This is a genomic window from Peptoniphilus harei, assembly GCF_900454685.1.
Classification (GTDB): Bacteria; Bacillota; Clostridia; order Tissierellales; family Peptoniphilaceae; genus Peptoniphilus_A; species Peptoniphilus_A harei.
On the sequence record NZ_UATM01000032.1, the window covers coordinates 1 to 22358 of the forward strand.

The window sequence follows — 22358 nt, forward strand, 5'->3', positions numbered from 1 at the left end:
AGATTTCTTATCTTCTTTCTTTTCTTTGTTTTCTTTTTGGAGTTTTAGAAGTTCATCTAATTTCTTAGATAAGTCTTGATTTAGATTTTGTCTTTTTCATCTTTAGCTTGTTTCTCAAGTTCTTCTTTAGCTTTTTTATTTGCTTCCTCGATTAACTTCTTTGCTTCTTCAATTTTCTATCTAACTCTTCTTTTAGCTTTTTAATTTCTTCTTGAGAAGCTTTTTGTTTTTCTTCTAGTCCTTTAATCTTATCTTCTAATTCTTTTTTTGTATTTTCAGAAGATACTTTTAAACTATCAATAACCTTTTGAAGCTCTTCAATTTTCTTGCAGCATTCTGACTTAGAATTTTCTGTTTCTTTCTTTTTAGACTCTAAGTCTTTTATCTTAGTATCTTTTTCATCAAGAGCTTTTTCTAAGTCCTTAATTTTATTATCTTTATCCTCAATTTCTTTAGTCTTCTTTGCAAGTTCTCCTTCTAAAGACTCAAGCTTTTCTTGCATTTCTTTGATTTTATTTTCGTTTTTGTCGGTCTTTCTTTTTCAGATTCTAACTCCCATTTTGTAGATGAATAATCTTCTTTTAGTTTTGCATTTTCATCTTGCAATCTTTTTAATTCATCTTTAAGCTGAGTAATTTCTGCTATTAGTTCATTATTATTGGAGTTTTTAAGATTCTCAATTCTTTATTCAATTGAGCTATCTTATTGTCTTTATCTCTAATCTCTTCTTCTAGCTTAGACTTTTCTTGTTTTAGTTTTTCTCCATTATCTTTGCAAGATTCTAACTTTTCCTTTAATTCATCTATCTTTGATTGGTCTTCTTGTTTCTTATCATTTAAGTCTTTGATCTGATTTTCTAAATCCTTAATGGTTTTTAGTTAATCATCAATCTTATTGTCCTTTTCATCAATATCTTGTCCTGTTAAATCTGTTTGAGTATCAATGGAATATTATTTGGATTGTAAATAGTCATCTTTCCTTGATACATATCATTGTTATAATCAAATTCAAGTTCTACACTATCTACATTCTTATCAAAGACAAACTCTCCATTTTCAAACCTTAATCCATTAGGAATAGATTTGAATCCTTGATTTCCGTTAAAACCAAAATGATTTTCGTAAAATGGATTTTGTTTTGGTCTATACTCAACTTCTTGATTATGGAATACTCCCTTACTGTTAATAGTTGGATTGCCTAAAACTTTTACAGTGTGCAATTTATTTTTTGAAAAAGCATATTGTTCAATTGTCTTCACAGACTTAGGTATAATTATTTCTTGGAGGTTATTTCTTTCAAAAGCATTATGTTCAATATTTACCAAAGTATCAGGTAAAGTCACTTCGCTAAGTCCACAATTGAAAAATGCTAAACCACCAAGATAAGTTAGACTATTTGATAGTTTTACCTCGTCTATACTTGCATCGTAAAAGGCAGCATAACCTAAATGCTTAACAGAATCAGGAATAATTACTTTATCCCAATGTTTGCCACGCCCAAATTCTCTTTTATATCTAAGTTCATCGTTTGAATGACTTAAAGAATAATTTCCATTTATAGACTTCGTTCCTTCAGGAAATACTAGAATATTTGTCTTCTCTTTCTTTTCTAAGCCTTTATCACTAAAGGCAATTATATTTCCCTCAGAGGAATACATAAAATCATCTTCCGTCCACTCTACCTTATAATCTGTACTTGCATATACAGGACTTACAGCCACTATATTCACTAGAATTACAAGTAGCATTATCACAGCTAAATTCCACTGGTTATTTTTTTCATAAATTTTCCTCACTTTCATTTGTATCTTTTCTTTTAAGTTCTTTTCTTTCTCTATTTTCTTCTTCCTTATTTTTTCTAACAATAAATAAAAATTCATCAAGAGATATTTTTCGACTTCGAAATTCCTTGATGACCTCTAAATTTTCTATTTCTTCTTGTTCCTCTACTAATAACTGAAGTTCTATTTCAATTTCTTCTTTTTTCTTTCTTAAATTCTTCTGTTTTTCTATGTTTCTGATTAATTTTTTATTCATAGATTTTTACTCCTTCCCTTATTTTGGTCTACCAAAGGAATAAAAGTGATTTTTCCAATACCTTGAGTTTATACTGGCATATTGGATAGGATCTCCTGCATGGAGCATCATTCCATTTCCGGCATATATCCCTACGTGAGAAATTGGCGTACCGGAATCATATGTGCCTTTAAAGAAAATAATATCCCCAGGTTTTGCCTCGCTTGGAGATATTGGATTACAATAGTTTTTATAAATAAGCCAAGCTGTAGTTCTTGGCATTCTCTTTACACCAGACTTTGTAAATGACCAACATACAAAACCTGAACAGTCAAAGTTAGATGGTCCACTTGCTCCAAACACATATCTTTTACCTATATGTTTTTCTGCTTCATTAAATAAGGCTTTGGCAGTTTCAGAATCAAAAGCAAGACCGGGATTTCCAAAGTTTGGATTGTCTATAATCTCTCCCAAGTTCCCATAGCTTGATCCAAAATATCCACTCATATTTCCCTGACTATCAAGTAATGCTAAATAATGAGCCATATTTGTTTCATAGTTTGCAAATTCTTCTCTTGCTATTTCATCAATACTTTTCTTTTTTATAGTTAATGTTAGAATTCTATAGGTATATGGATTTCCTTCACTGTCATATTTTGTAATAGACTTTGAAGTATATTTTTTCTCATACATTTGATTAAATAGTTTTTTTAATTCCTTTTGTATCTCTTCAGCTGACTTAATCTCTCCATATCTTGCTGTTAAATAGCTAAAAAGCTCGTGTAGATCATGACCAACAGAATCTCCTTTTATATGATATTCATCATAATTTGGATAATTTTCTTTAATACTATCTATTTCATCTTGTAATGCATATTCATAACTTGTAAATTCATTATTAATATCCATTAAAACTTCTTCTTTTGATAGATAGCTTGTAGCTATAACATTACTTGTTAATCCTGAAGTAAGACTGCCAACATTGCTAATTCCTTGAAATAGCATAAAAAAAAGTCCTAAAATACAAAGGGCAATTAAAATTTGCTTATATCCTTTGTTTTTTAAAACTTCCAATGTTTTCTTTCCAATATTAGCGAAAGATTTCTTTATTCTATTTACTAAACCTTCCCCGTGTTTCTTCCTAAAATCTCTCTGAAACTTCTTTTTCATAAAAAATCGATTCAATTTATTAGAGTTTTGATAAGCTTTAGTCTTCTTCAATTCTTCAAAATTTCTTTGAAAGAGAAGTTTACTTTCTTTCTTATAAATTTTTCCTTCTAAAGATTTTATTTTTCTTTGAGTTTTTGAAGGTTTTTTTCTTCTAAAATGGCTAATTTCTCTACCTATAACTTCGGTAGTTCTACTAAGCTTATAAGCAGCGTTAACGCCTGCATTATCATCTTTCCCACTATATAGATAGTTTGCCGTCATAGCACTCGCAAAAGTAATAGGTTTTTCTAAACCCGCTTTTTTTGACTTTTTCTTATCCTTAATTAACTCTTTTTCCTTTTTATTCTTTTTCTCATATAGTTTTGATACTTTATCTTCCTTTTTATAAAACTTATCTTTTTCACTCTTGTTATCTTTTTTAGAATGAAATTTAGTTTTATTTTTTTGTCTACCTTATTTTCTTCAGATAATTTTTTGGAATCCTGTACTTCTTTTTTTGTCCTGGTGTATTCTTCCTTTGGATCAAAATTACTTTTCTTTATAGTATTATCAAAATCGTCTTTTATTTGTCTTTTCTTTCCCTTGTTTTTATTAGAAATTCCACTATGATTTAAATCAAGTTCATCTACTTCAAGATTCTCATTTTTTATTACGCTTTTTTCCTGTTTGAAGACTTCTTTTTTCGTGCCTATTTTTTCTTGATTCTTTTTATTTATATTATATTTGTCTTTATTTTTTTCAGATTCACTTTTGAATCCTTCAGATAGGCTATCCTGTCTAAATTTCCCACTAGAAACCTTACCCATTAGCATATCTTTTTCTTCTAAATTTCTAACTTTGCCTTTGAAATATTTGCTATTTTGTTTTTTATTAGTATTCAGGTCTTGAATTATTTTTTTATCTTCTTCATTTGCCTTATATGATAGGTCTTTTCTTTTAAACTTCCCATTTAAAGATTTTAATTCTGCTTTTTCTCCTTTGTCCTTAAACTGACTTTGAGATTGGTAAAGTTTTTTTAATGTGTTTTTTTGAAAACTTTCTTTCCTATTCTTACCAAGAATAGAAAAATCATCCCAATTGTTTCTTTGCACATCAGAAGATGGTAAATACTTATAGTCATCTCTTGTGTCCCTATATGATACATTGCTATCACTAAAGTTCATGTCATAGCGATCTATGACACCATCATTATCTGAGTCCTGCGATAAGGGATCATATGTTGAACTTACCTCTATATTAAAATCCTTATCTTCTTCTTTTCTAAATCTCCTTATTTTTTTCTCTTGCACACCATTAAAACTTTCACTCTCAACGTTTTTCTTCCATTTTAAATTACTATTCCCCTTGTAATTTTTTTGGGGAGAAGTGCTACTTTTTAAATTAGAGCTAGTTGAATTTGGTCTATCATTAAAATCTTCTTTAAAGTTACTTAGCCTGTATTCTGTTTCTTGCCCGTAATATTCACCATATCTACTTTCCTCATTTTCTTCCATTTTTCTATGCTGCTGTTGCGAATATTCTGGCTGATATTCATTATGATAGATAGTTTCTGAAAATTTTCCTCATGGTTTTTTCTTTGTCTTCTTCCTCTATTTGACTTATCTTTTTCGTTGAATAAATCCTGACTATTTTCTTGCAAATGAGATGAATAATACTTAGAGTTTTCATCATTATTGTCTATGTTATTCCTGCTTTTTACTTTATTAATTTCTTTTTTTGAAAAATCTGATGTTCTCTCTGTACTACTGAATTTTCATTGCTTTCTTCTTTCTTTTCTGATATAAGTTTGGTCTTTGGTACATCTCTCGGTTTACTTTCCCTTTCTTTTTCATATATACCTCCTATTTCATATTTTTCTCTATCCTTTCTTTAGCTATTTGACAGTAGTCTTTGTTTATGTCAATTCCAATATATTCTCTGTCCATCCTAATAGCTACCATTCCAACAGTTCCTGAACCCATAAAAGGATCAAGAATTAAGCCTTTTTTAGGACATCCTGCTTTTATACAAAGTTCTACCAGTTTTGGTGGAAATACCGCATAGTGTTTTCCTTTAAACGCACTGGTGTTAATAGTCCAAATATCTCTATTGTTTCTAAACTTAGGGACATTATCTCCTATATATTCTCCATACTCTCTTGCTTCATTTATGCTCTGTCTTTTAGCTCCTGTGCCTTCTTGTAAATACTTATTATTATTTCCCCTTGCCCTCATATATCTTTTTTTGCTTATTTCTTTTATTGGTTCTTTCATAGCGTCAAAGTTATAGAAATACTTTCTTGCTTTTGATAGTAGGAAGATATGTTCATAGGACCTTGATGGTCTATCTCTACAAGACTCAGGCATGGCATTTTCCTTATGCCAAATAATATCGCTTCTTAGATACCAACCATCCTCTCTTAATTTTAAAGCTAGTTGCCAAGGTATCCCCATTAAATCTTTTGCCTTGTAGCCACTGAGTTTTTCTGTAATAGACTCTTTTTGACCACTTCTTCCTTCTATGTTTTAGGATCTTTATATTCTTTTTTGCTTCTTGTACCTGCATAAGAATCTCCAATAACTACCCAAAGTGTTCCTTCTTTTTTTAATACTCTTTTTACTTCTCTAAAGACTTTAATTAATTTATTTAAATATTCCTCCGGACTTTCTTCTCTTCCAATTTGTCCTTCTGCTTTATAATCTCTAAGTCCATAATATGGAGGAGATGTAATACAGCAATCAAATGTTTTATCTGGAAATTCCTTTAGAGCAGAAATTGCATCTAAATTAATAATATAGTTAGTTTTTAACTTCTCTCTGTCTATCAATTTCTATCCCTTCCTTTAATTCTTCTGGTTTAGTTGTCATTAACTTATACAATTTTGTATCTTTAGGGAATCTATCTACAAAAGGTACTATTGTGTTTCCGTAGAATAGTAATCCCTCTCCCTCATTGGAATTTGTTACGTAGGATAACTGATAAAGAGATATATTTAACTTGTTCGCTAAAATTTCCCTATCACCACTAGCTTGATTAAGCATTAAGATAAAATCTGTGTTATCAAATATATTTTCTATTTCAGGACTGGCTAAAAGGTCCTTTACATTTTGTGTTAATCCTGTTGGAATCCCACCCCATTTTCTAAATCTTTTCCAGATTTCTATGGAATATGAGGCTGTTTGTTCTTCTCTTAAAAGCAAATGGAATTCGTCACAGTAATATCTGGTTTCCTTCTTATTCCTATTAATAGTTACTCTGTTCCATACTTGATCTTGAACAATTAACATACCTATTTTTCTAAGTTGCTTTCCTAATTCCTTAATGTCATAGCAAAGAATTCTATTGCCTGTATCTACATTAGTCCTATGGTTAAATACATTAAGACTACCTTTGACATAAATTTCCATTTCTACTGCTAATTTTTTCCCTACCTTTTCTTCTTGTTTTAAAAGTAAATTATATAAATCTTCTAAAATTGGCATATTTTCAGGAATAGGATTGTCGAAGTAATTCTTATATAATATTGGAAGGCATCTATCAATTACTGAAGTTTCTTCTGCACTTAACCCTTCCTTTCCTACTACAAGTTCAAACAGTGAAAGAATAAAGTCAGACTTTAAAGATAAGGGATTGTCTTCATCGGCATAGTCTACATTTATATCCAACGGGTTTATATAATCCTTACTTGTTGGCGATATTTTTATAACTTCTCCGCCTAGTGCCTTAGTTAAATTTCCATACTCCCCTTCCGGATCACATATAATGATGTCATCTTGTGTGATTAAAAAAGCATTGGTAATTTCTCTTTTAGCCGAAAAAGATTTACCACTACCAGGCGTTCCAAGTATTAAACCGTTTGGATTCTTTAAAAGCTTTCTATCTGTCATAATAATGTTACGACTTAAAGCATTTAATCCGTAGTATAAGCTCTCTCCTTCTAAGCACAGCTCTTCTGTTGTAAAAGGAATAAAGACTGCTGTAGAGCTAGTTGTAAGTCCTCTTTTTATTTCGATTTCATTTTTTCCAAGTGGCAGGGAGGAAATTAGTCCTTGTTCCTGTCTATAGTTAAGATTTTTCAATACACAATTATGTCTACCTGCTATTGAATTTAGTTGAAAAATTATATTACTCAATTTCTTTCTACTTTTTTCCATATTTGTAAACAAAATAGTTATGACAAACATTCTCTCATTATGATTTTGAAGTTCTACTAACAGTTTCTTAGCATCATTACCATAGGTAATTAAATCGCTTGGAAGAATATCAATATCATATCCTGATCTTATAGCCTTCTTATTTTCTTCAATTTTCATTTTATCCAAGTCCGTTATTTTTCTTTTAATCATCTTTATAGCTTCTGTTTGATCAATGGAATTTATATGAAATGTTACAATCATATTTTCTTCAACCCCTAAAAATTCTGATAATAATCTATCTGATAATTCAGGTGCTAGAATTTGCAGAAAGTTTACTTCTCCAAAGTATTCTCCAATTTTAAATTGATTGTGAGATGAAAAGTTAAATGATGCTGGTACTATATAATCCTTAGTAGATAGTCCACTATATTTTAGGTCTTCAAAGGAAAAAACAAAATTCTTATTCGGATTTAAGATATCGTGAATAACCTTTAACCTTTCATATCCACTTAATACATAAGCTTTTACTCCCATCTGCTTAAAGTTATTTAATATATCCATTTCCATTCTTTCAAGTCTTGTAGTTGCCTCTTTTAAATCTTGTGCTTGTAAGCTAAAGGTGATATACATATATTTAGTAAGTCCATTATTTCCTTTTTGACTCTGATTTTTTAGCATTTCCCTGTACTCTTTTCGTATTTCATTATATGAATCGTTTCTATCCGGAACATTGATGTTTTTTTCTACTTCTTCATTTTTTCCTATGCGATTAATATATGAAAGTTCTATATCAACACTTGGATCAAAATAGTTTAAAAAACTTGAAAATTCATTAAATATACTTTCCTTATCTTCTTCTGTTGAAAGCTGGTAGTTAATATCTAAAAAACGTATCATTTTATTAAATTTGTTCTTCTCAACTTGGCAAATCCCATTTCTCAACATTCTTAAATAAGGAATTGTTTCCTGAACGCTCTTTTTCTTCTTCCCACCAAAAAAGGAAAGCTTCTTTTTGGGCTTTCCTTTTTCTTTAGAAATATTTGCTTTTTTCATCTTTTTTTGACTTATACTAATGCTTTTTAAATCTTCTTTTTGTTTTTTTAAATTCCTTTTTTCTTGATTTAATTTTTTCTGTTGTTTTTTCTGTATTTGATTCATTTACTCCTTTCCTTTCTTTGTTTCTTTATATCATAAATACATTCTGTCTTGTATATCCTTATACTTGTCTGTCTTTTCTTATCTATAATATACTTTAAATATTTTTCAAAATAGATCCCGTCCTTTTCATAAAGAGTTGCAAATATTATAGGAAAAGACACACCTATCATAATTAACATAGATAGGTCATTAGGCAGCACTTTTTTTACCATTAAATATACTGGAAAGCCTATTAGACCTGCAATTGTAAAGCCAATTAATTGTCTTTTTGTTAGATTTAGAGCTACCTTTGTTTTTACTTTTGTTAAGTCCTTTGGGACATTTACATAAGCCATTATTCTAAACCCTCTAAGTAAAAGCCATATATATCTTCTCTGTTCAAATCTTCTAATGATTTTCCCATATTCACTGCTATTTCTAAGACTTTTTCATTCGTTTCTTCTCTATTATCTAAAACTTCCAATGTTTTTCTTATAATCATTCTATTTTGTATTTCTCTTGTAATATATCCCCCTATTAAAATTATTGGGAGTCCTATTGTTCCAAGTGTTTTTAAATTAATTTTTTTGTCCTTTTTTCTTCTAATTTTCATCATCTTCTCCTTTTTTATTAATGAGCATTTAAAATTGATTTTGCAATACTTCCTGATTTCATCATAGTTATACCAAGTATTAAGGTGTATCCTAGTAATTCAAAAATACTTTTGTGTATGTCTGATATATTTAAAGTCTTAACAAGTACGGCATAAATTCCTACGCATATAAGTAAGAATAAACCTTGCAAGCCAAGTGCGAAGAGCCCTCTTATATAGTTTGTTCCAATACTTCCCCATTCTTTATTACCCATTGTGGCAAAAGGTATGGCGCAAACTGAAGTATAAATATATATTTCTATCATCCTGCCGTATAGAATAACTGTAATGAGTATTGATATCCCTTGAATTATCATCTTTACAATTGCTGTCTCTAGTACTATAGTCATTAATTTTCCTATTGACTCTCCTTTTAGGCTATCTACCATATTAGCTATATCACCTGGAGAAACTTTTGCACTAGCATTTGCCACACCTGCTGCCTTTCCTATTAAATTCTGTGCCACATCAAAGACCGCCATTGAAAACTCAAAAGCATGAGATACAAGCCATACAGCAATCCACATCTTGATGATGTACTTAAAAAATTCAAAGGTATCCGTATCATGCATATTATTTTTGTTCATTACCATTTGAATTAATTCAATACATAGTACAGCCGTTATGATAAGACCTGCTATGGGAAGTATAACATTTTCTGAAATGGATTTTATGAAGTGAAAAACCTCCGAGTTCCATCCACTCGGAGTCTTTCCTACCTCATTTGCTATCGTTGATACTTTGTCATTTATATCAAGGAGCATTCCGCTTAAATTTTCCTTGATCATATCAATAAGTATCTCCGAAAAAAACTCTTTGATCTTATCTACTATATTAAACATTTTATTTTAACACGTTTGCTAATAGCGGTATTAGTTTTAAACCTATGAGTACAATTCCCCCTCCAGCCATAAGCTGCTTAATGCCTTGAGATTTAGCACCAGATAGTGATAGGTAATCCTTTGATGTTATCTCCGGATTTTCCCCCACTTCACACCGTGCATGCGACTTTCACCGCACACGGCGTTCCATCACAAGAAAGATTTTCACGTTTTAACTAAGACTTACACACTTCGTAACAAATTATTTTTTTTCTAAATTAGTGGCAATCCTGCCATTTTTCTAAGCTTATTACATTTCTCGATCTGCTTGACCGTTAAGCCAAGCTCTTTTATATATTTTTGGATTGTATCTTCTTTTGTTGCATGGATAAGTATATGAACTGCTTCTGTAACAAGAATTAAGTTGCTATAACTGTCTGTACCGCCTTGTTCAAGCGGTATCTTGTGATGGCAATGTATATCGTTTGGTGTAAGTTTTACACCTGTTACCCCACATCTTCCATATTGAGCTGCAAAGAGCGAGATTCTGTTGTCTGCAAACTCTATACTCTTATCAAGTACAGGATGTCTCATCAACCAAACAAGTGTATCTACATCAATTTGCAGATTTTTATGAATAAAAGCTCTGCCCTTTACAGTGTATTTATTTACAACCTTTTTCTTGTGTTTTGCGTCCTTTGTCCTAATATATCCAACTGGAATTAGCGGATGTCCATTAAGGAAGCGAAGCTGTTTACTTTTTCCATATTTTTCTTTGATAAATCCTTTGTTTAGCGTTCCACTGGTTTTAATATCAAGTCTGTTGTTCATCTGCTTTTTAATGTGAAAGGCTATTTTAGCAAAGTCCAAACTTACATTTGTTGCTATTTGGTAGTAATTATGCAAGCCTGAAACAGTGGCATTATACTTGGCTATTGCTTTGTACTGTTCCTTTTTGTTTGCAGGTCTTTTTATATCCGCAACACATTTAGAAATATCTTCTTTTGCATTTTTCAGTGCCTTATCACTTATATGCGACTGTACAACAAACTTTTTGCCTTTTGGTTTAACCTTCAGCTTGAAACCTAAGAACTCCGAATACTTTTGTTTTAGATTTGTTATTTTAGATTTTTCTTCACTTACATTTAGTTTTAATCTGTCTTGCAACCATTTTGTAACTGCCTGATAGGTTCTTTTTGCATCGTAGTAATTACGGCAAAATATCTTAAAATCATCAGCATACCTTACAATGTATATTTCTTTTAGGTTGCTTGTTCTTAAAGCTCTGTAGGTATGGCTTTTTATCTCTGTTCCTTGACTGTTCGTTCTCTGTTTATATGGATAATGCGTGGGCATTGTCAGCCATTGAGAAGAAACCCACCAATCTAATTCGTTCAAGACTACATTAGATAGTAGCGGTGATAATATACCGCCTTGTGGTGTTCCCTTTGTTGGTGTAATTACCTTTTTATCGGGCATAACTATGTCTGCTTTCAGCATTTCCTTAATGATACAAAGTAGCTTTTTGTCTTGGATACCCAAATTCCAAAGTTGCCTTATGAGCTTTGCATGATATACATTGTCGAAAAATCCTTGTATATCAATATCAACTACATAGTGTAAGTGCTGTATCTGCATTAGTCTCGCACATTCTGCAATAGCGTGTTCCGTACTCCTGTTAGGTCGAAACCCATAGGAGCTGTCATGAAACTTGGCTTCACATATCGGCTCTAATATTTGCAAGATACAGTGTTGTACAATTCTATCTACAATAGTTGGTATTCCTAAAGGTCTAATTTTCCCATTAGGCTTTCGCATTTCCACTCTCTTTACAGGGCGTGGTTTATACCAATGAAACTGTTTTTGTATGAGAGAAATGTATTCTTCTTCATTTAGCCTTGATAGATGTTTTATTGTTCTGCCATCTACTCCGGCTGTATGACTTCCTTTGTTCCCTTTGATACTGCGATAGGCAAGTTTTATATTTTCTCTTGAAGTTATCAACTCCATTAAATTTGAAAATACTTTATTCTTACTGCTATCTTCATATAAATCATCAAGGACTTTTTGCAAGTCATAGTATTCCGTATAACGGATTTTGCTTTGTTTCAGTGTTTGTTTCGAAGTGGACACAGTCACCATCTCCTTTCGGATTTGATTTTCTTTGTCATACTCGAAGCTGTGTTTGTCTTAATTTCAGTTCTTGTACTTTCCTGTGACTGGTGGCTATCCCTCCACGAACTTATTATTTTCGCTTCATAGGTACTGTGCCACCACTTTCACCGAGATAAAGAATGGTTATATGCTGTTTTTTACAGTCATTTTCCCATTCAACACTTCATTAGCATTAGACTGCTTCCATGCTCTTGGCTTACCACGTTCCGACAATCTTATCTTTGAATACGTTTAGGTTCTTCCTCTAAGCCTGTGTTTAGTTTTCACCATATCGCCTGTAACGATATATGGATTTTCATAACAACCATTCTTACTCATCCACAAACACCCCATCTTTGATGGGAATTGCCGTTAGGCAAATTCAAACGTTTAGACCCTTACATTCGAAAGTACGTCAGTGCTTTGGTATACACATTCTCACCATGCGTATTCGACACCCGACATATAGGTAGCACCGTCCACCTCTGAACAGCTTTCGTGTCTGATGTTAATATCAGTCTTACGGCTACTCTCTGCCGACTTCACCGAGCTTTTGACAATGAAATAGTCTAATATTCATTGCCAATCGGAGTATCAGTGTAGGCATTTCAGGGCGTTACCCCGTCATTCTACCTATCAGATTGCCAGTTCTCCTAAGTTTTGAACTTTCAGTCCTTCGACTTAGTGCATAAGCTTTTCACTTATGAACGTGTCGCACGGTTGTCATTCCCATAACCTTCCATCAGGTTGATAACACCCCATGCTCCAAGCCCTGCACCAATTGCTGTAACTAATATTTTTAATACATTTACTGCTTGTGTAAAAAATTCCATTTATATTTCCTCCTCTTTTTCTTCTTTTTTAATTTTATTTATGTGCTTTACGATAAAATTTTTAAATGTCTTGTCTTCTTTTTTTGTTTCCTTAAAATATCCAAAAATATGGATGTATTCTCCACTTTTAAATTCCTTCACACTTTTTGCCTTTTCTCCGTAGAGATTACAGTAGATATATTCTTTTTTAACCTTTCCTTCTTCTTTGTTCTTTCTAACTATTGTGAAGTTAGCTACTTCTTTTTCTCCTTCCTTTGTATCTATTGCAGTTGTTTTTATTTCTCCTACTAGATTTCCATTAATATTTAGCATTTCTCTTTCCATTTGTTCTATCTCCTTTATTCCATAAAAAAAGCGATAGTTTTCTCTATCGCTTCTACTTCTAATTAATTAATATTTCATTTTTCTCTGTATCTTATTTTTTCGGCTCATCTCGTATATATTTCATTCTTCCTCCTTTGGGCATAAAAAAACACCGAAATGTTTTTTTCGGTGTAAATTTCTCTATTTAATTTTATGGTTTTAGTAATTCTTTCCAGTTTTCTATAAAGCCAACATGTCTTAGTTCAATATTTTCATATCTTGCTATTAGTTCCGTTAGATCATGATAAAAATTTTTGTAATTTTCTTCTTCAGAAACTATTTTAAGATTAACTAATGTAGCAAATATTGTATTGTTTGAAATATTATTTTTTAAATATTCTTTATATAGCTTTGGTGATTTTGTAAGCTTTGCTCCATATAGCCTGCCATAATGGGCACATATATTTCTTATATAGGCAAAATTTTCTATCCAAGATTCAAAGTAATGGTAGTCTGTATGAAAGACTTTTGCAATTTTACTTTTATCTTCATTTTTCATATTCTTATACATTTTAGATAAAGTTCCAAAACTTGCTACTTCTATCACTGCATAGAGTGGAATTTCTCCACCTTCATAATTGTCTTTAAAGTTTTTTATAAATGGTGAGCGTCTATTTCTTTTAACTTCCCTTGCTAATTCTTCTAGTACCCTTTCTTGTTCCTTTTGTTTCTCAAAATTATTCATATCTTTATATGAAAAGTTCCCATATCTTAAAGAAAAATAGTTTGTGATAACTGCTCTTAAAGAAACTTCAATATGCTCTATTGTTTCAAATATAAGCTGTCTAAGTTCTCTATCAAATTTATATAAACTTACAATATCTTCAAAACTTATTCCTGATATATATCTTCCATCTTTTTTTAATGTGATACTATAAGCTTTAATCAGCCTGTAATAGGATATTCTTCCAAGAATTTTCTTAGCATAAGTTTTATCTTCTACTAAAAGTCCTAAGTCTATTAAGTTTTTTACTTGATTTTCTATACTAATCGGTTCTTGATGAATTTTTTTCATTTTTTCTCCTAAAATCAAATGACCCGACTTGGTCCGCATTGTTAAGAGGCGTGTCGGGTACTGTTGACATTATTATATGCTATAAAATATTTTTTGTCAAGTAATTTCTTTTAATCTTTCCTAAATATCTATCTTACTTCTAATTTTAAATTTATTCATCTAATATTTCAACTACCATACTCTCTTTTAACTTAACCTCATCTTTTCTCTGCAGGTATTTCTCTATGTCAAATATATTTCTCTTATCATAATCTTCCAATAACTTATAATTCTTATGTTTAGTAATATCAAACTTATCAGATAGAAAAGGTCTTACTCCTCTTAGTTGGTATATACACTTACCACCATCCATTACAGTTATTTCATCTTGACTCATAAGTTCCTTACCAGTTTTTTGATAATTTAGTCCAAAACTCTTTTGATTCGATCTTGTTTCTGATGTGTTATATAGGTCTATGGTTTCTTTGCCTAGGCTTTCAGATAATTCTTTTAATGTTGTTCTTTCTTTGCCTCCTAAAAATAATGTAGAATCACAATTGCCAACTATGGTATCTGCATTATCTTTATAGATACTTTTTAGTTGTGATTGTGCTTGTAATATTATACAAGCTGATATTTCTCTACTTCTAATAGTTGCTATCAGCTTTTCAAATTTAGGAATTAAGCCGATATTTGCGAATTCATCAAGTAGGCATCTCACATGAACAGGAAGTCTTCCGCCATATTCATCATCTGCTTTATCACATAATAGATTAAATAATTGTGAGTACATTATTGATACTACAAAGTTAAATGTATCATCTGTATCCGATATTATTACGAATAAAGCTGTTTTCTTTTCTCCAAGTGTATCAAGCTCCAGTTCATCTTCTTTCATTAAGTCCCTAAGTTCCTGAATATCAAATGGAGCAAGCCTTGCTCCACAGGATATAAGGATTGATTTGGCAGTTTTTCCTGCTGCTAGTTTGTATTTCTTATATTGTTTTACTGCGAAATGGTTTGGCTTTTCTTTTTCTAATGCTTCAAACATATAGTCTACTGCATTTTTAAAATTTTCATCTTCTTCTCTTACCTCACTTGCATCTATCATAGCAAGTAGAGTTGTAAAGTTCTGTTCTTCTTTAGGAGCTTCATACCAGATATATCCTATAAGTGCTGTGTAATAGAGTTTTTCAGCTTTTACCCAAAAATCCTCAGTTGATTTTTCTCCTTCTCCCTTAGTATTTGCAATTATTGTTTGTACTAATTTCAAAATATCTTTTTCACTTTTCAAGTATGCAAAGGGATTATATCTCATGGATTTTTTAAAGTTTATTGTGTTTAGTATTTTTATCTCATATCCATTTCTTTCCAACATTTTCCCACATTCTAGGACTAATGTTCCTTTTGGATCGGTTACTACATATGAAGAGTGCATTTGCATGAGATTTGGCTTTACAAAAAACCTTGTTTTACCACTACCAGAACCTCCAATTACCATTACATTTTTATTTCTCGCATATTTTGGATTTTTAGGTCTATTATTCATGGTAAGTCTTTCAGTTTGAGTTAGTAGCACATTGTTTTCAAACTTCTTGTCAATGTATGGCTCAATGTCTTTTTCATTTCCCCATCTTGCCGATCCATATTCTCTGCCCTCTCTAAACTTTTTTGCATTTTTCTTTTTCTGTATAAGGATTAACTTAATAACTACTGATAGAATTAGACTGGGTATCAGGTTTTTTATTTTTAATGATGGAATATATTTTAAAGTATCTATTTGACTAAAAGCTACTAGAATTCTATCTATTATATCTCCTCCTACATAAGAGTTGACATGGCTTGCAAAGATATTTCCTATATAAAAAAATAAGAGGTAAGGAAGATTTTCTAATACAAATTTCTTCTTATCTCTTATCTTAAAAACATTTTTTATATCTTTTATTATTTCATTTAGTATTTTCGAATTAATCACTTCCTCTCCATAAAAAAGAGTAGATTTCTCTACCCATTAGTATCTTATTTATCTTTTTTATATCTTATTACTGGAACTTGTTTTATTTTTTTACCTATCTTTTTTCTTTCCAAGACAAACATCATATTTTCATTTCTTTTAAAATATCCTAAATCTTTATGATAACTTATACCACACTTGCAATGTAATAAACCTATAAACTGTTGTCTCATCTTTGAGTTACATATAGGACATATTTTTTTATTTGTCATTTTGAACCACCATTATACTTATATTTTACTTTCAAAGGTATTTTTTAGTTTCTTTCCTAATGCTTCTGCTCTCATTTTTTATCTATAGATAAGAGAAATTCTTCTACTGGATGATTCCAATCTTCTTTTTCATAGTATTCAACAATAAAGCTATTCATGCCTTCTCATCATATATATTATATATCCAAGTGTTTTTATTATAAACTTTGTTCCTGATGTTTATGTTTAACCTTATCTCTGTCAATAGTATCTTTGACTTTATCCTTGAAGTTATTAAGCCTTTCTATTACAGATTTTCTCTTTCTTGACTTATCTTTAGTAAATTTCTGGACTGTCTTTTTAAAAGCTTGTTCCATTACTTTTATATCTTTTGCTTGAAAAAAGATAATGTTGTTTCCATTTTCTAAATCTTTCTTTATGGAAAACTTCACCCCATATCTTTTTAATTCTTTTTTCAATGCTTTTAAGTCTATGTCATTTAATTCTAAGGTTTCTACTTTACCTTTTTTTACAAGGTCTTTTACTTTTACTTTTTTAAATTTTTCTAAGGGTCTTGACTGTTCTGTCTGCGCTTTATGTTTATTTATTTCTAATATTTTCTTCATCAAATTTATAACTTGCTTGGCTGTTACTATACTTGCTTTTTTTACTATGGCTATTGTTCTGCTATTTATATCATCATTTTGCATTCACTCACCTACTTTCATTCTTTTTTTAATATTTCATAGGCTAATTTTGATTTCTCCTTCATTTTTTCTATTCTTCTATTTTCTCCTGTAAATATAATGGGACTGCATATTTCAAGTATCCTTGAGTAAATTCTTTTATCTTTTATAGTTTCAGGATTAGTTAAAGCTGATATATTTAAGTTTGTTGTTATAATCAATGGTTTCCCACTTCTATATCTACTATCTATTATGTTAAAGATATGCTCAGCTGCAAAATCTGTATCTCTTTCCATTCCAAAATCATCAATAATTAATAGTTTCTTCTGATTTAGGTTATCTATATACTTACTTTATCAATCTCAAGTTAGTCATATCATTTAAAATTACTGAAAAATTTGTCATTTTGACTGATATTTCTTTTTCTAGTAAAGCATTTGCTATAGCACTTGCAAGATATGTTTTTCCACATCCCACATTCCCTGTGAGAATTAATCCTATATTATTTTCATATATTTCATCAAATTTTTCCACATAGTTTTTTGCTACTTTTTCATGCTCACTATCTTTGTCCATATTTTTAAAATTCCAATTTAATAGGATGGGATCAGAAAAACACTCTTTTTTTAAGTGTTCAATTTTCAAAAGCCTTTTATTTTCTTTTCTTTTTTCTTCCTCTAATTTTTGTCTTTCTTTTTTACATTGACATAAAATACCAACTTTTTTTATTTCTCCAAAGAAGTCTATTTCTTTTTCAATTGGTGTTTTACATTTTGCACAATATTTTAATCCTGTTTCTTGATCTATATAACTCCTATTTTCTTCATCTTTTGATGGACTATTTGTTTCTGCATTTTTTATTTTCTGTTCTAGGATTTCTTTTATTAATTCCATATGCTCCTCTCCTATCAAGTATTTAAAATTTCTCTCCATATATTCTCATCGTTACTATAGTCATAGTTTTCTCTTTTCTGATTTTCTCTCTTTATGACTTCTATGTTTCTAATATTTTCATCTGCATTGTATAAGAGAGTCAGTAGATAAGCATTAATGTTTCTAATATCCTTTGGAGCATTTTCTCTTAGGTATTTCAAAACATAGTCTATGTGTTTATAGTTAAGACTTAGAAATCTTTCTTTAAAATTTTCATTGGATATATGCCTCCCTCCTATTTTAATGTTTGTAAAGCTAGTTAAGGCTTTTACAAGTACATTTATCATCACATCTACTTGCTTCTTTTCTTCTATTCTTGCTTTTTCAAAGGTTTCATAAGATATATTCTTTTTTATAGTTTCTTTTAATTCTTCCTCCTCCAAAGTTTTTTTTGATTTTTCTCCTAGCTTTTCTAAGGGGGATATGGGGGTGGTATTATTAAAATCAGTATTATTAGTTTCAGTATTATTAATATTAGTATTATTAGAGTCCTCTTTTGAAACTTCTTGAGATTTATTTTCTAAACTTCCTGAAGTTTGTTTTTTAAACTTCTTGAGGTTTGCTTTTGAAACTTCTGTAGTTTTATTATTTTCTGTGTAAATAAAGTTCTTTACATAGAGTAAATTTGGCTTTCCAAGTCCTAACCTCTTTTTTTCTAATAATCCTATCTCTTCAATTTCTTTCATTACTTTGACCGATTTATTTCTCCCCCAATTTAATACTTCCATAATTTCTTCTATGGTATAGATGATGTATACCTTGTTTTCTTCATCTAACCATTTATTCTTAATTGACAAGCTCATTCTATCGAGTAGAATTCCATAAAGAATTTTTGCTTCTACGGATAGTTTTTTAAAATTTAAGTCGGTAAATAAAGTTTTGGGAATCCTAAAAAATGAATATTGTTCTGCTTCATTGCCATAATAGTATTCAAATTTAACTATTTCTTTCATCATAACCCCCTTTCTTTTCATATAAAAAGAGATAGCTTTGATTTTGCTATCTCTTTTTCATCGTTTTAATCTATTTATTTTTATATTTAAATTGCTTTTATTCTTTCATTCACCTCTTCTATCACTTCTATAATAAAATATCCTAGCACTGGCAAACCATAAGGACTAAAAAGATATGCTAGTATAATTGCCTCTATAGCGATTGCTTTTTCTCCATTATAAACAGATCCTAAAAATCCCATAATAGCGATAAATGAAATCAGTTTGAAAAATATTGTGCTGATTCCTAATACAAACGTTAAAAATAGAGTGATGATACTTAACGCTATACTAATAGGAAACAATATGATTTTGAAAAAAACTCTAAATATTATCATATTCTCTTCAATCCTTATTACTTATGTTTTCTTTTCTTTTTTGTTAATTTAATAAAAAAGATGACAGACTTAATCCTAAATCATCTTGTTTAAAAGTTTTGTGGAAGCCTTTAAACTTTGATTTTAATGGATTTATTGTATCTGTCATCATTATATCACTGTCCCCTGCACCGTTCTCCCCAATTAGTCCAAGGACTGCACCTTCAGGAATTTCTAAATTTTCTATATCAAGGTCAAAGTCCTTAAATTCTTTTCTCAAATTATTTATTTCTATTGTTTTCATAAGTCACCCACTTCATCTAATGTCTTTAAAATTTCTTGCAATTCGTCTATACCAATTCCTGCAGCCTTGGCAACAGTCATTGCGTCAGTTAAATATTTTTCTATCTCTGCAAGAGCATTCTCTCTTACAACTTCTTCATTTAATTTTTTTACAAAGGAACCCTTGCCTGGCATGGAATAAATATATCCCTCTTGCTCCAAGTCATTGTAGGCACGCTTTGTTGTAATGACAGAGACCTTTAGGTCGCTTGCAAGAGTCCTCATACCAGGAAGCCCTTCGTCAGCTTTTAAGTCTCCAGCAACTATCTGAGCCTTGATTTGATTTTTTATCTGCTCATAAATTGGAAGGCCAGAGTCATTTGAAATAATAATTTTCATATCACATCACCTTTAAGTGTATATACTTTATATTTTTGCTTTTACACAATACTTGTATTAAATACTGTAATAACTTTTAAAAGCACAAAACAATTAAGATTCTTTTATTTTCTCATATACAGATTTTTCCCAAAGATTTTCATCTTTAACGTATTTTGAAAAAATAAAAATTCCAAAAAATATTATTGAACCTACTATTGAAAATAAAGTTCCTTTTAAATCATAGTGTTGTCCAGAAAATATATCCTTAGAAAAATCTGTAACCAATAGTAGGGCTAGATTGTTGTTTAAATAGTGAATCATAACTGGAGCCCAAATTGATTTTGTCCTATTATATGCATAAGTTAAAAATATCCCTAAAAATGTACAAAATACAAGTTGTACAAGTATGGAATAAATTTGCGATGTCAAAACTCCATCTGAATAATAAAATAAATTAAGGGGCAAGTGCCAAATTCCCCAAATAAAACCTGTCATTAAAATAGATTTTTTTACACCATAAATTTCTTTTAGCCTTGGTGCTAGGTATGCCCTCCAACCATATTCTTCTCCAATGAATGGCATAATATTTAAAAAAGAGAAAAGAATAATAGATATAAAAACTTTTAAACTATGAAGATTAAAGATTTCTACAAATTCCCTTGTTTCTCCTTCTAAAATGCAAGCAATAAATAATCTTAAAAAATATATAAAAATAAAAATTAAACACATGAGAATTGTCATCTTTTTATTTGGATTGTTTAGAGATAATTTATTTTTAAGGTCCTTGTCCATAGTTGAAATGGCTATGATCATTGCAATAGCAGAAATTAAAATAACAAATTCAGACAATCCACTAAAGTCTGGATTGAAAATATTTATTATTGAAAGTACAAATAAGATAAGACTTATCACTAGGTATATTCTAATGGCAGCAATTTTTAAAATGCTTTTGTCTTCTTTGTATAACAAGGCTACTACAGCTAAAAATGGAATGAACATTTGAAATAAGGGATAAATACTTGTGCTTATCTCGTGTAATTTGCAGTAATAAATGGCAAATCCCATTAAGTAGGGAATTATAAATGATATGCCAATAAAAATTTTTAAATCTTTTTTCATAATCTCTTCAACTCCTTAATTTAAGTTTAGGTGTATATACTTTATATTTACACTATAAGCCCAGTAAATATTTTTGTCAAGATTTTTATAAAATTTTCCACTAAAAAAAGACTAAACTCAATTAGTCTTTTCTTCTAAATTTATGATTTTTATTCATCGCTTCTTAATTATTATTTACAAAAAATAAATCAAAGCCATGTAAATTCCTGTTCCAAGAAAGATTGAGACCAAGAAGTTTTTCAAAAACTTAAAGGACAAAATCATCCCTGCGAAGGCTAGTCCCAGTGGTAAGACTTCACTTGAATTTGTAAAGTCCACTCCCCTTATGCAAAAAATTAGTAAGAGTCCCATTAGTGAATAGGGCAACTTTTCCCCAAGATAGGCTATGAAGCCTGGGAGTTCTCTGTTCCTAAAAATTATTCTTGGGAGGAATCTTGCAAGGATTGTTATTCCTCCAGCAAGAAAAATATATTTCATTTCAATCATTTCTTTCCCTCCTGTAAGCTAGATAAAGGACAAGCAAGATAATAATCATGGCAGGAAGGATGAAGTTCTCTCCAAAGATTATCAAAGCTAAGATCGAAGCCACAAGCCCAAGAAGGGCTGGGAAGTGATCTTCCACTTGCTTCCACTGGCTCAAAAATATTACAAGGAAGAGGGCTGTCAAGATAAAATCTATTCCTTGGATTTCGAAATTTATAAAGTTGCCAAGGATGCCTCCAAGAATTGTACCGATAAACCAATAGGATTGGAGCAAGATTAAAATTGAAAGATAAAAGTCTTCCTTCTTCATATCACTAGGCACTTCTGTCCCCATTATCATGGAGTAGGCTTCATCGCAAAGGGCATAGTAGGCATAAGTTTTTTTCTTCCCACTCATGTCTTTAAATTTGCCAAGACATGTTAGGGCATAGAAGAAGTGTCTTATGTTCATCATGGCAACTATTAAAATGTAGGACAAGACATCCATGCCTGAATGCATGGCTTCAACGACTACAAATTGAATTGAGCCAGAGAAGATTACAACTGATGTAAGTGGCGGCATCCAAAAATCATATCCAAAGGAAGATGTATATATGCCAAAGCTAAGTCCTATAAATAAAAAGGAAATTAAAATTGGAATTGTTAATGGAAAAACTTTTTTTAAATTTTTTATCATCTCTTCTCCCCCTTAAAGTTAATTAGTAAA

At 30.4% G+C, this 22358-nt stretch carries 24 protein-coding genes and 2 pseudogenes; all 26 read right to left on the reverse strand.

Going from position 1 to position 22358, the window contains the following annotated elements; genetic code table 11:
- A pseudogene (locus tag DRZ96_RS01385) lies at positions 1-1782 on the reverse strand (leucine-rich repeat protein); the annotation flags it as partial.
- Entirely contained in the window at positions 1779-2036 is a 258-nt protein-coding gene (locus DRZ96_RS01390) for a hypothetical protein (RefSeq protein ID WP_072469619.1), read from the reverse strand. The pseudogene DRZ96_RS01385 and the gene DRZ96_RS01390, both read right to left, overlap by 4 nt.
- Positions 2037-2054: 18 nt before the next feature.
- Positions 2055-3446 carry a C40 family peptidase gene (locus tag DRZ96_RS11570; protein ID WP_256584792.1) on the reverse strand — a complete coding sequence of 464 codons (1392 nt, stop codon included), beginning with the start codon at positions 3444-3446 and terminating at the stop codon, positions 2055-2057.
- Between the two features lie 62 nt (positions 3447-3508).
- Positions 3509-4678 (reverse strand): hypothetical protein, encoded by a 1170-nt coding sequence (locus tag DRZ96_RS11575; protein WP_256584793.1) that lies wholly within the window; start codon positions 4676-4678, stop codon positions 3509-3511.
- Between the two features lie 348 nt (positions 4679-5026).
- Complete coding sequence (locus DRZ96_RS12520; RefSeq protein WP_457920606.1) at positions 5027-5617, reverse strand: DNA-methyltransferase; 591 nt, start codon at positions 5615-5617, stop codon at positions 5027-5029.
- Positions 5618-5682: 65 nt separating this feature from the next.
- On the reverse strand, positions 5683-5991 hold the full coding sequence (locus DRZ96_RS12525) for a DNA methyltransferase (RefSeq protein ID WP_457920607.1): 309 nt from the start codon (positions 5989-5991) through the stop codon (positions 5683-5685).
- Positions 5963-8458, reverse strand: a complete 2496-nt coding sequence (locus DRZ96_RS01405) for a VirB4-like conjugal transfer ATPase, CD1110 family (RefSeq protein ID WP_002842316.1) — start codon at positions 8456-8458, stop codon at positions 5963-5965. The genes DRZ96_RS12525 and DRZ96_RS01405 overlap by 29 nt, the downstream gene beginning before the upstream one ends.
- On the reverse strand, positions 8455-8793 hold the full coding sequence (locus DRZ96_RS01410; protein ID WP_002838958.1) for a PrgI family protein: 339 nt from the start codon (positions 8791-8793) through the stop codon (positions 8455-8457). Before DRZ96_RS01410 ends, DRZ96_RS01405 begins: the two co-directional genes overlap by 4 nt.
- The gene (locus DRZ96_RS01415; protein WP_048951842.1) at positions 8793-9050 is read right to left on the reverse strand and encodes a hypothetical protein; all 258 of its coding nucleotides are present in this window, start codon (positions 9048-9050) and stop codon (positions 8793-8795) included. Before DRZ96_RS01415 ends, DRZ96_RS01410 begins: the two co-directional genes overlap by 1 nt.
- Before the next feature lie 17 nt (positions 9051-9067).
- Positions 9068-9931, reverse strand: a complete 864-nt coding sequence (locus DRZ96_RS01420; RefSeq protein WP_035110169.1) for a VirB6/TrbL-like conjugal transfer protein, CD1112 family — start codon at positions 9929-9931, stop codon at positions 9068-9070.
- Between the two features lies 1 nt (position 9932).
- A complete protein-coding gene (locus tag DRZ96_RS01425) occupies positions 9933-10079 on the reverse strand; it encodes a Maff2 family mobile element protein (RefSeq protein ID WP_000504426.1) in 147 nt (48 codons plus the stop codon).
- A 104-nt stretch (positions 10080-10183) separates the two neighbouring features.
- Complete coding sequence (gene ltrA / locus DRZ96_RS01430) at positions 10184-12043, reverse strand: group II intron reverse transcriptase/maturase (RefSeq protein ID WP_112889298.1); 1860 nt, start codon at positions 12041-12043, stop codon at positions 10184-10186.
- Positions 12044-12765: 722 nt separating this feature from the next.
- Complete coding sequence (locus DRZ96_RS01435) at positions 12766-12897, reverse strand: Maff2 family mobile element protein (protein ID WP_000394212.1); 132 nt, start codon at positions 12895-12897, stop codon at positions 12766-12768.
- The gene (locus DRZ96_RS01440; RefSeq protein WP_002842079.1) at positions 12898-13221 is read right to left on the reverse strand and encodes a single-stranded DNA-binding protein; all 324 of its coding nucleotides are present in this window, start codon (positions 13219-13221) and stop codon (positions 12898-12900) included. It lies immediately after the preceding gene.
- Between the two features lie 190 nt (positions 13222-13411).
- Positions 13412-14275, reverse strand: a complete 864-nt coding sequence (locus tag DRZ96_RS01445; protein WP_060929313.1) for an Abi family protein — start codon at positions 14273-14275, stop codon at positions 13412-13414.
- Positions 14276-14426: 151 nt separating this feature from the next.
- Positions 14427-16229: a VirD4-like conjugal transfer protein, CD1115 family gene (locus tag DRZ96_RS01450; protein ID WP_112889299.1), complete on the reverse strand. Its 1803-nt coding sequence runs from the start codon at positions 16227-16229 to the stop codon at positions 14427-14429.
- 44 nt (positions 16230-16273) lie between these two features.
- Positions 16274-16480 carry a hypothetical protein gene (locus DRZ96_RS01455; RefSeq protein WP_049555303.1) on the reverse strand — a complete coding sequence of 69 codons (207 nt, stop codon included), beginning with the start codon at positions 16478-16480 and terminating at the stop codon, positions 16274-16276.
- Between the two features lie 197 nt (positions 16481-16677).
- Positions 16678-17169, reverse strand: a complete 492-nt coding sequence (locus DRZ96_RS01465) for a PcfB family protein (RefSeq protein ID WP_048949727.1) — start codon at positions 17167-17169, stop codon at positions 16678-16680.
- 14 nt (positions 17170-17183) lie between these two features.
- Positions 17184-18039 (reverse strand): annotated as a pseudogene (locus DRZ96_RS01470) (ATP-binding protein).
- A gap of 14 nt (positions 18040-18053) precedes the next feature.
- Positions 18054-19031 carry a replication initiator protein A gene (locus tag DRZ96_RS01475; protein WP_112889300.1) on the reverse strand — a complete coding sequence of 326 codons (978 nt, stop codon included), beginning with the start codon at positions 19029-19031 and terminating at the stop codon, positions 18054-18056.
- 86 nt (positions 19032-19117) lie between these two features.
- Positions 19118-19408 carry a CD1845 family protein gene (locus DRZ96_RS01480; protein ID WP_112889301.1) on the reverse strand — a complete coding sequence of 97 codons (291 nt, stop codon included), beginning with the start codon at positions 19406-19408 and terminating at the stop codon, positions 19118-19120.
- Between the two features lie 43 nt (positions 19409-19451).
- Positions 19452-19691, reverse strand: a complete 240-nt coding sequence (locus DRZ96_RS01485; RefSeq protein WP_112889302.1) for a P-loop NTPase family protein — start codon at positions 19689-19691, stop codon at positions 19452-19454.
- On the reverse strand, positions 19688-20068 hold the full coding sequence (locus DRZ96_RS01490) for a GntR family transcriptional regulator (RefSeq protein WP_112889303.1): 381 nt from the start codon (positions 20066-20068) through the stop codon (positions 19688-19690). The genes DRZ96_RS01485 and DRZ96_RS01490 overlap by 4 nt, the downstream gene beginning before the upstream one ends.
- Before the next feature lie 93 nt (positions 20069-20161).
- A complete protein-coding gene (locus DRZ96_RS01495) occupies positions 20162-21169 on the reverse strand; it encodes a CPBP family intramembrane glutamic endopeptidase (RefSeq protein ID WP_112889304.1) in 1008 nt (335 codons plus the stop codon).
- A 174-nt stretch (positions 21170-21343) separates the two neighbouring features.
- Entirely contained in the window at positions 21344-21655 is a 312-nt protein-coding gene (locus DRZ96_RS01500) for a branched-chain amino acid transporter permease (protein ID WP_112889305.1), read from the reverse strand.
- Positions 21648-22328, reverse strand: a complete 681-nt coding sequence (locus DRZ96_RS01505) for an AzlC family ABC transporter permease (protein WP_112889306.1) — start codon at positions 22326-22328, stop codon at positions 21648-21650. The genes DRZ96_RS01500 and DRZ96_RS01505 overlap by 8 nt, the downstream gene beginning before the upstream one ends.
- Positions 22329-22358: the final 30 nt, after the last annotated feature.

Coding starts and splice junctions, on each gene's coding strand:
- DRZ96_RS11570 (WP_256584792.1), bottom strand. CDS start 3,446: ATGACGGCAAACTATCTATATAGTGGGAAAGATGATAATGCAGGCGTT.
- DRZ96_RS01410 (WP_002838958.1), bottom strand. CDS start 8,793: ATGGCTTATGTAAATGTCCCAAAGGACTTAACAAAAGTAAAAACAAAG.
- DRZ96_RS01390 (WP_072469619.1), bottom strand. CDS start 2,036: ATGAATAAAAAATTAATCAGAAACATAGAAAAACAGAAGAATTTAAGA.
- DRZ96_RS01480 (WP_112889301.1), bottom strand. CDS start 19,408: ATGATAATATTTAGAGTTTTTTTCAAAATCATATTGTTTCCTATTAGT.
- DRZ96_RS01435 (WP_000394212.1), bottom strand. CDS start 12,897: ATGGAATTTTTTACACAAGCAGTAAATGTATTAAAAATATTAGTTACA.
- DRZ96_RS01445 (WP_060929313.1), bottom strand. CDS start 14,275: ATGAAAAAAATTCATCAAGAACCGATTAGTATAGAAAATCAAGTAAAA.
- DRZ96_RS01455 (WP_049555303.1), bottom strand. CDS start 16,480: ATGACAAATAAAAAAATATGTCCTATATGTAACTCAAAGATGAGACAA.
- DRZ96_RS01415 (WP_048951842.1), bottom strand. CDS start 9,050: ATGAAAATTAGAAGAAAAAAGGACAAAAAAATTAATTTAAAAACACTT.
- DRZ96_RS01485 (WP_112889302.1), bottom strand. CDS start 19,691: ATGAAAACAATAGAAATAAATAATTTGAGAAAAGAATTTAAGGACTTT.
- DRZ96_RS01505 (WP_112889306.1), bottom strand. CDS start 22,328: ATGATAAAAAATTTAAAAAAAGTTTTTCCATTAACAATTCCAATTTTA.
- DRZ96_RS01405 (WP_002842316.1), bottom strand. CDS start 8,458: ATGAATCAAATACAGAAAAAACAACAGAAAAAATTAAATCAAGAAAAA.
- DRZ96_RS12520 (WP_457920606.1), bottom strand. CDS start 5,617: ATGGGGATACCTTGGCAACTAGCTTTAAAATTAAGAGAGGATGGTTGG.
- DRZ96_RS01490 (WP_112889303.1), bottom strand. CDS start 20,068: ATGAAAATTATTATTTCAAATGACTCTGGCCTTCCAATTTATGAGCAG.
- DRZ96_RS01475 (WP_112889300.1), bottom strand. CDS start 19,031: ATGAAAGAAATAGTTAAATTTGAATACTATTATGGCAATGAAGCAGAA.
- DRZ96_RS01465 (WP_048949727.1), bottom strand. CDS start 17,169: ATGCAAAATGATGATATAAATAGCAGAACAATAGCCATAGTAAAAAAA.
- DRZ96_RS01495 (WP_112889304.1), bottom strand. CDS start 21,169: ATGAAAAAAGATTTAAAAATTTTTATTGGCATATCATTTATAATTCCC.
- DRZ96_RS01500 (WP_112889305.1), bottom strand. CDS start 21,655: ATGATTGAAATGAAATATATTTTTCTTGCTGGAGGAATAACAATCCTT.
- DRZ96_RS11575 (WP_256584793.1), bottom strand. CDS start 4,678: ATGGAAGAAAATGAGGAAAGTAGATATGGTGAATATTACGGGCAAGAA.
- DRZ96_RS01440 (WP_002842079.1), bottom strand. CDS start 13,221: ATGGAAAGAGAAATGCTAAATATTAATGGAAATCTAGTAGGAGAAATA.
- DRZ96_RS01420 (WP_035110169.1), bottom strand. CDS start 9,931: ATGTTTAATATAGTAGATAAGATCAAAGAGTTTTTTTCGGAGATACTT.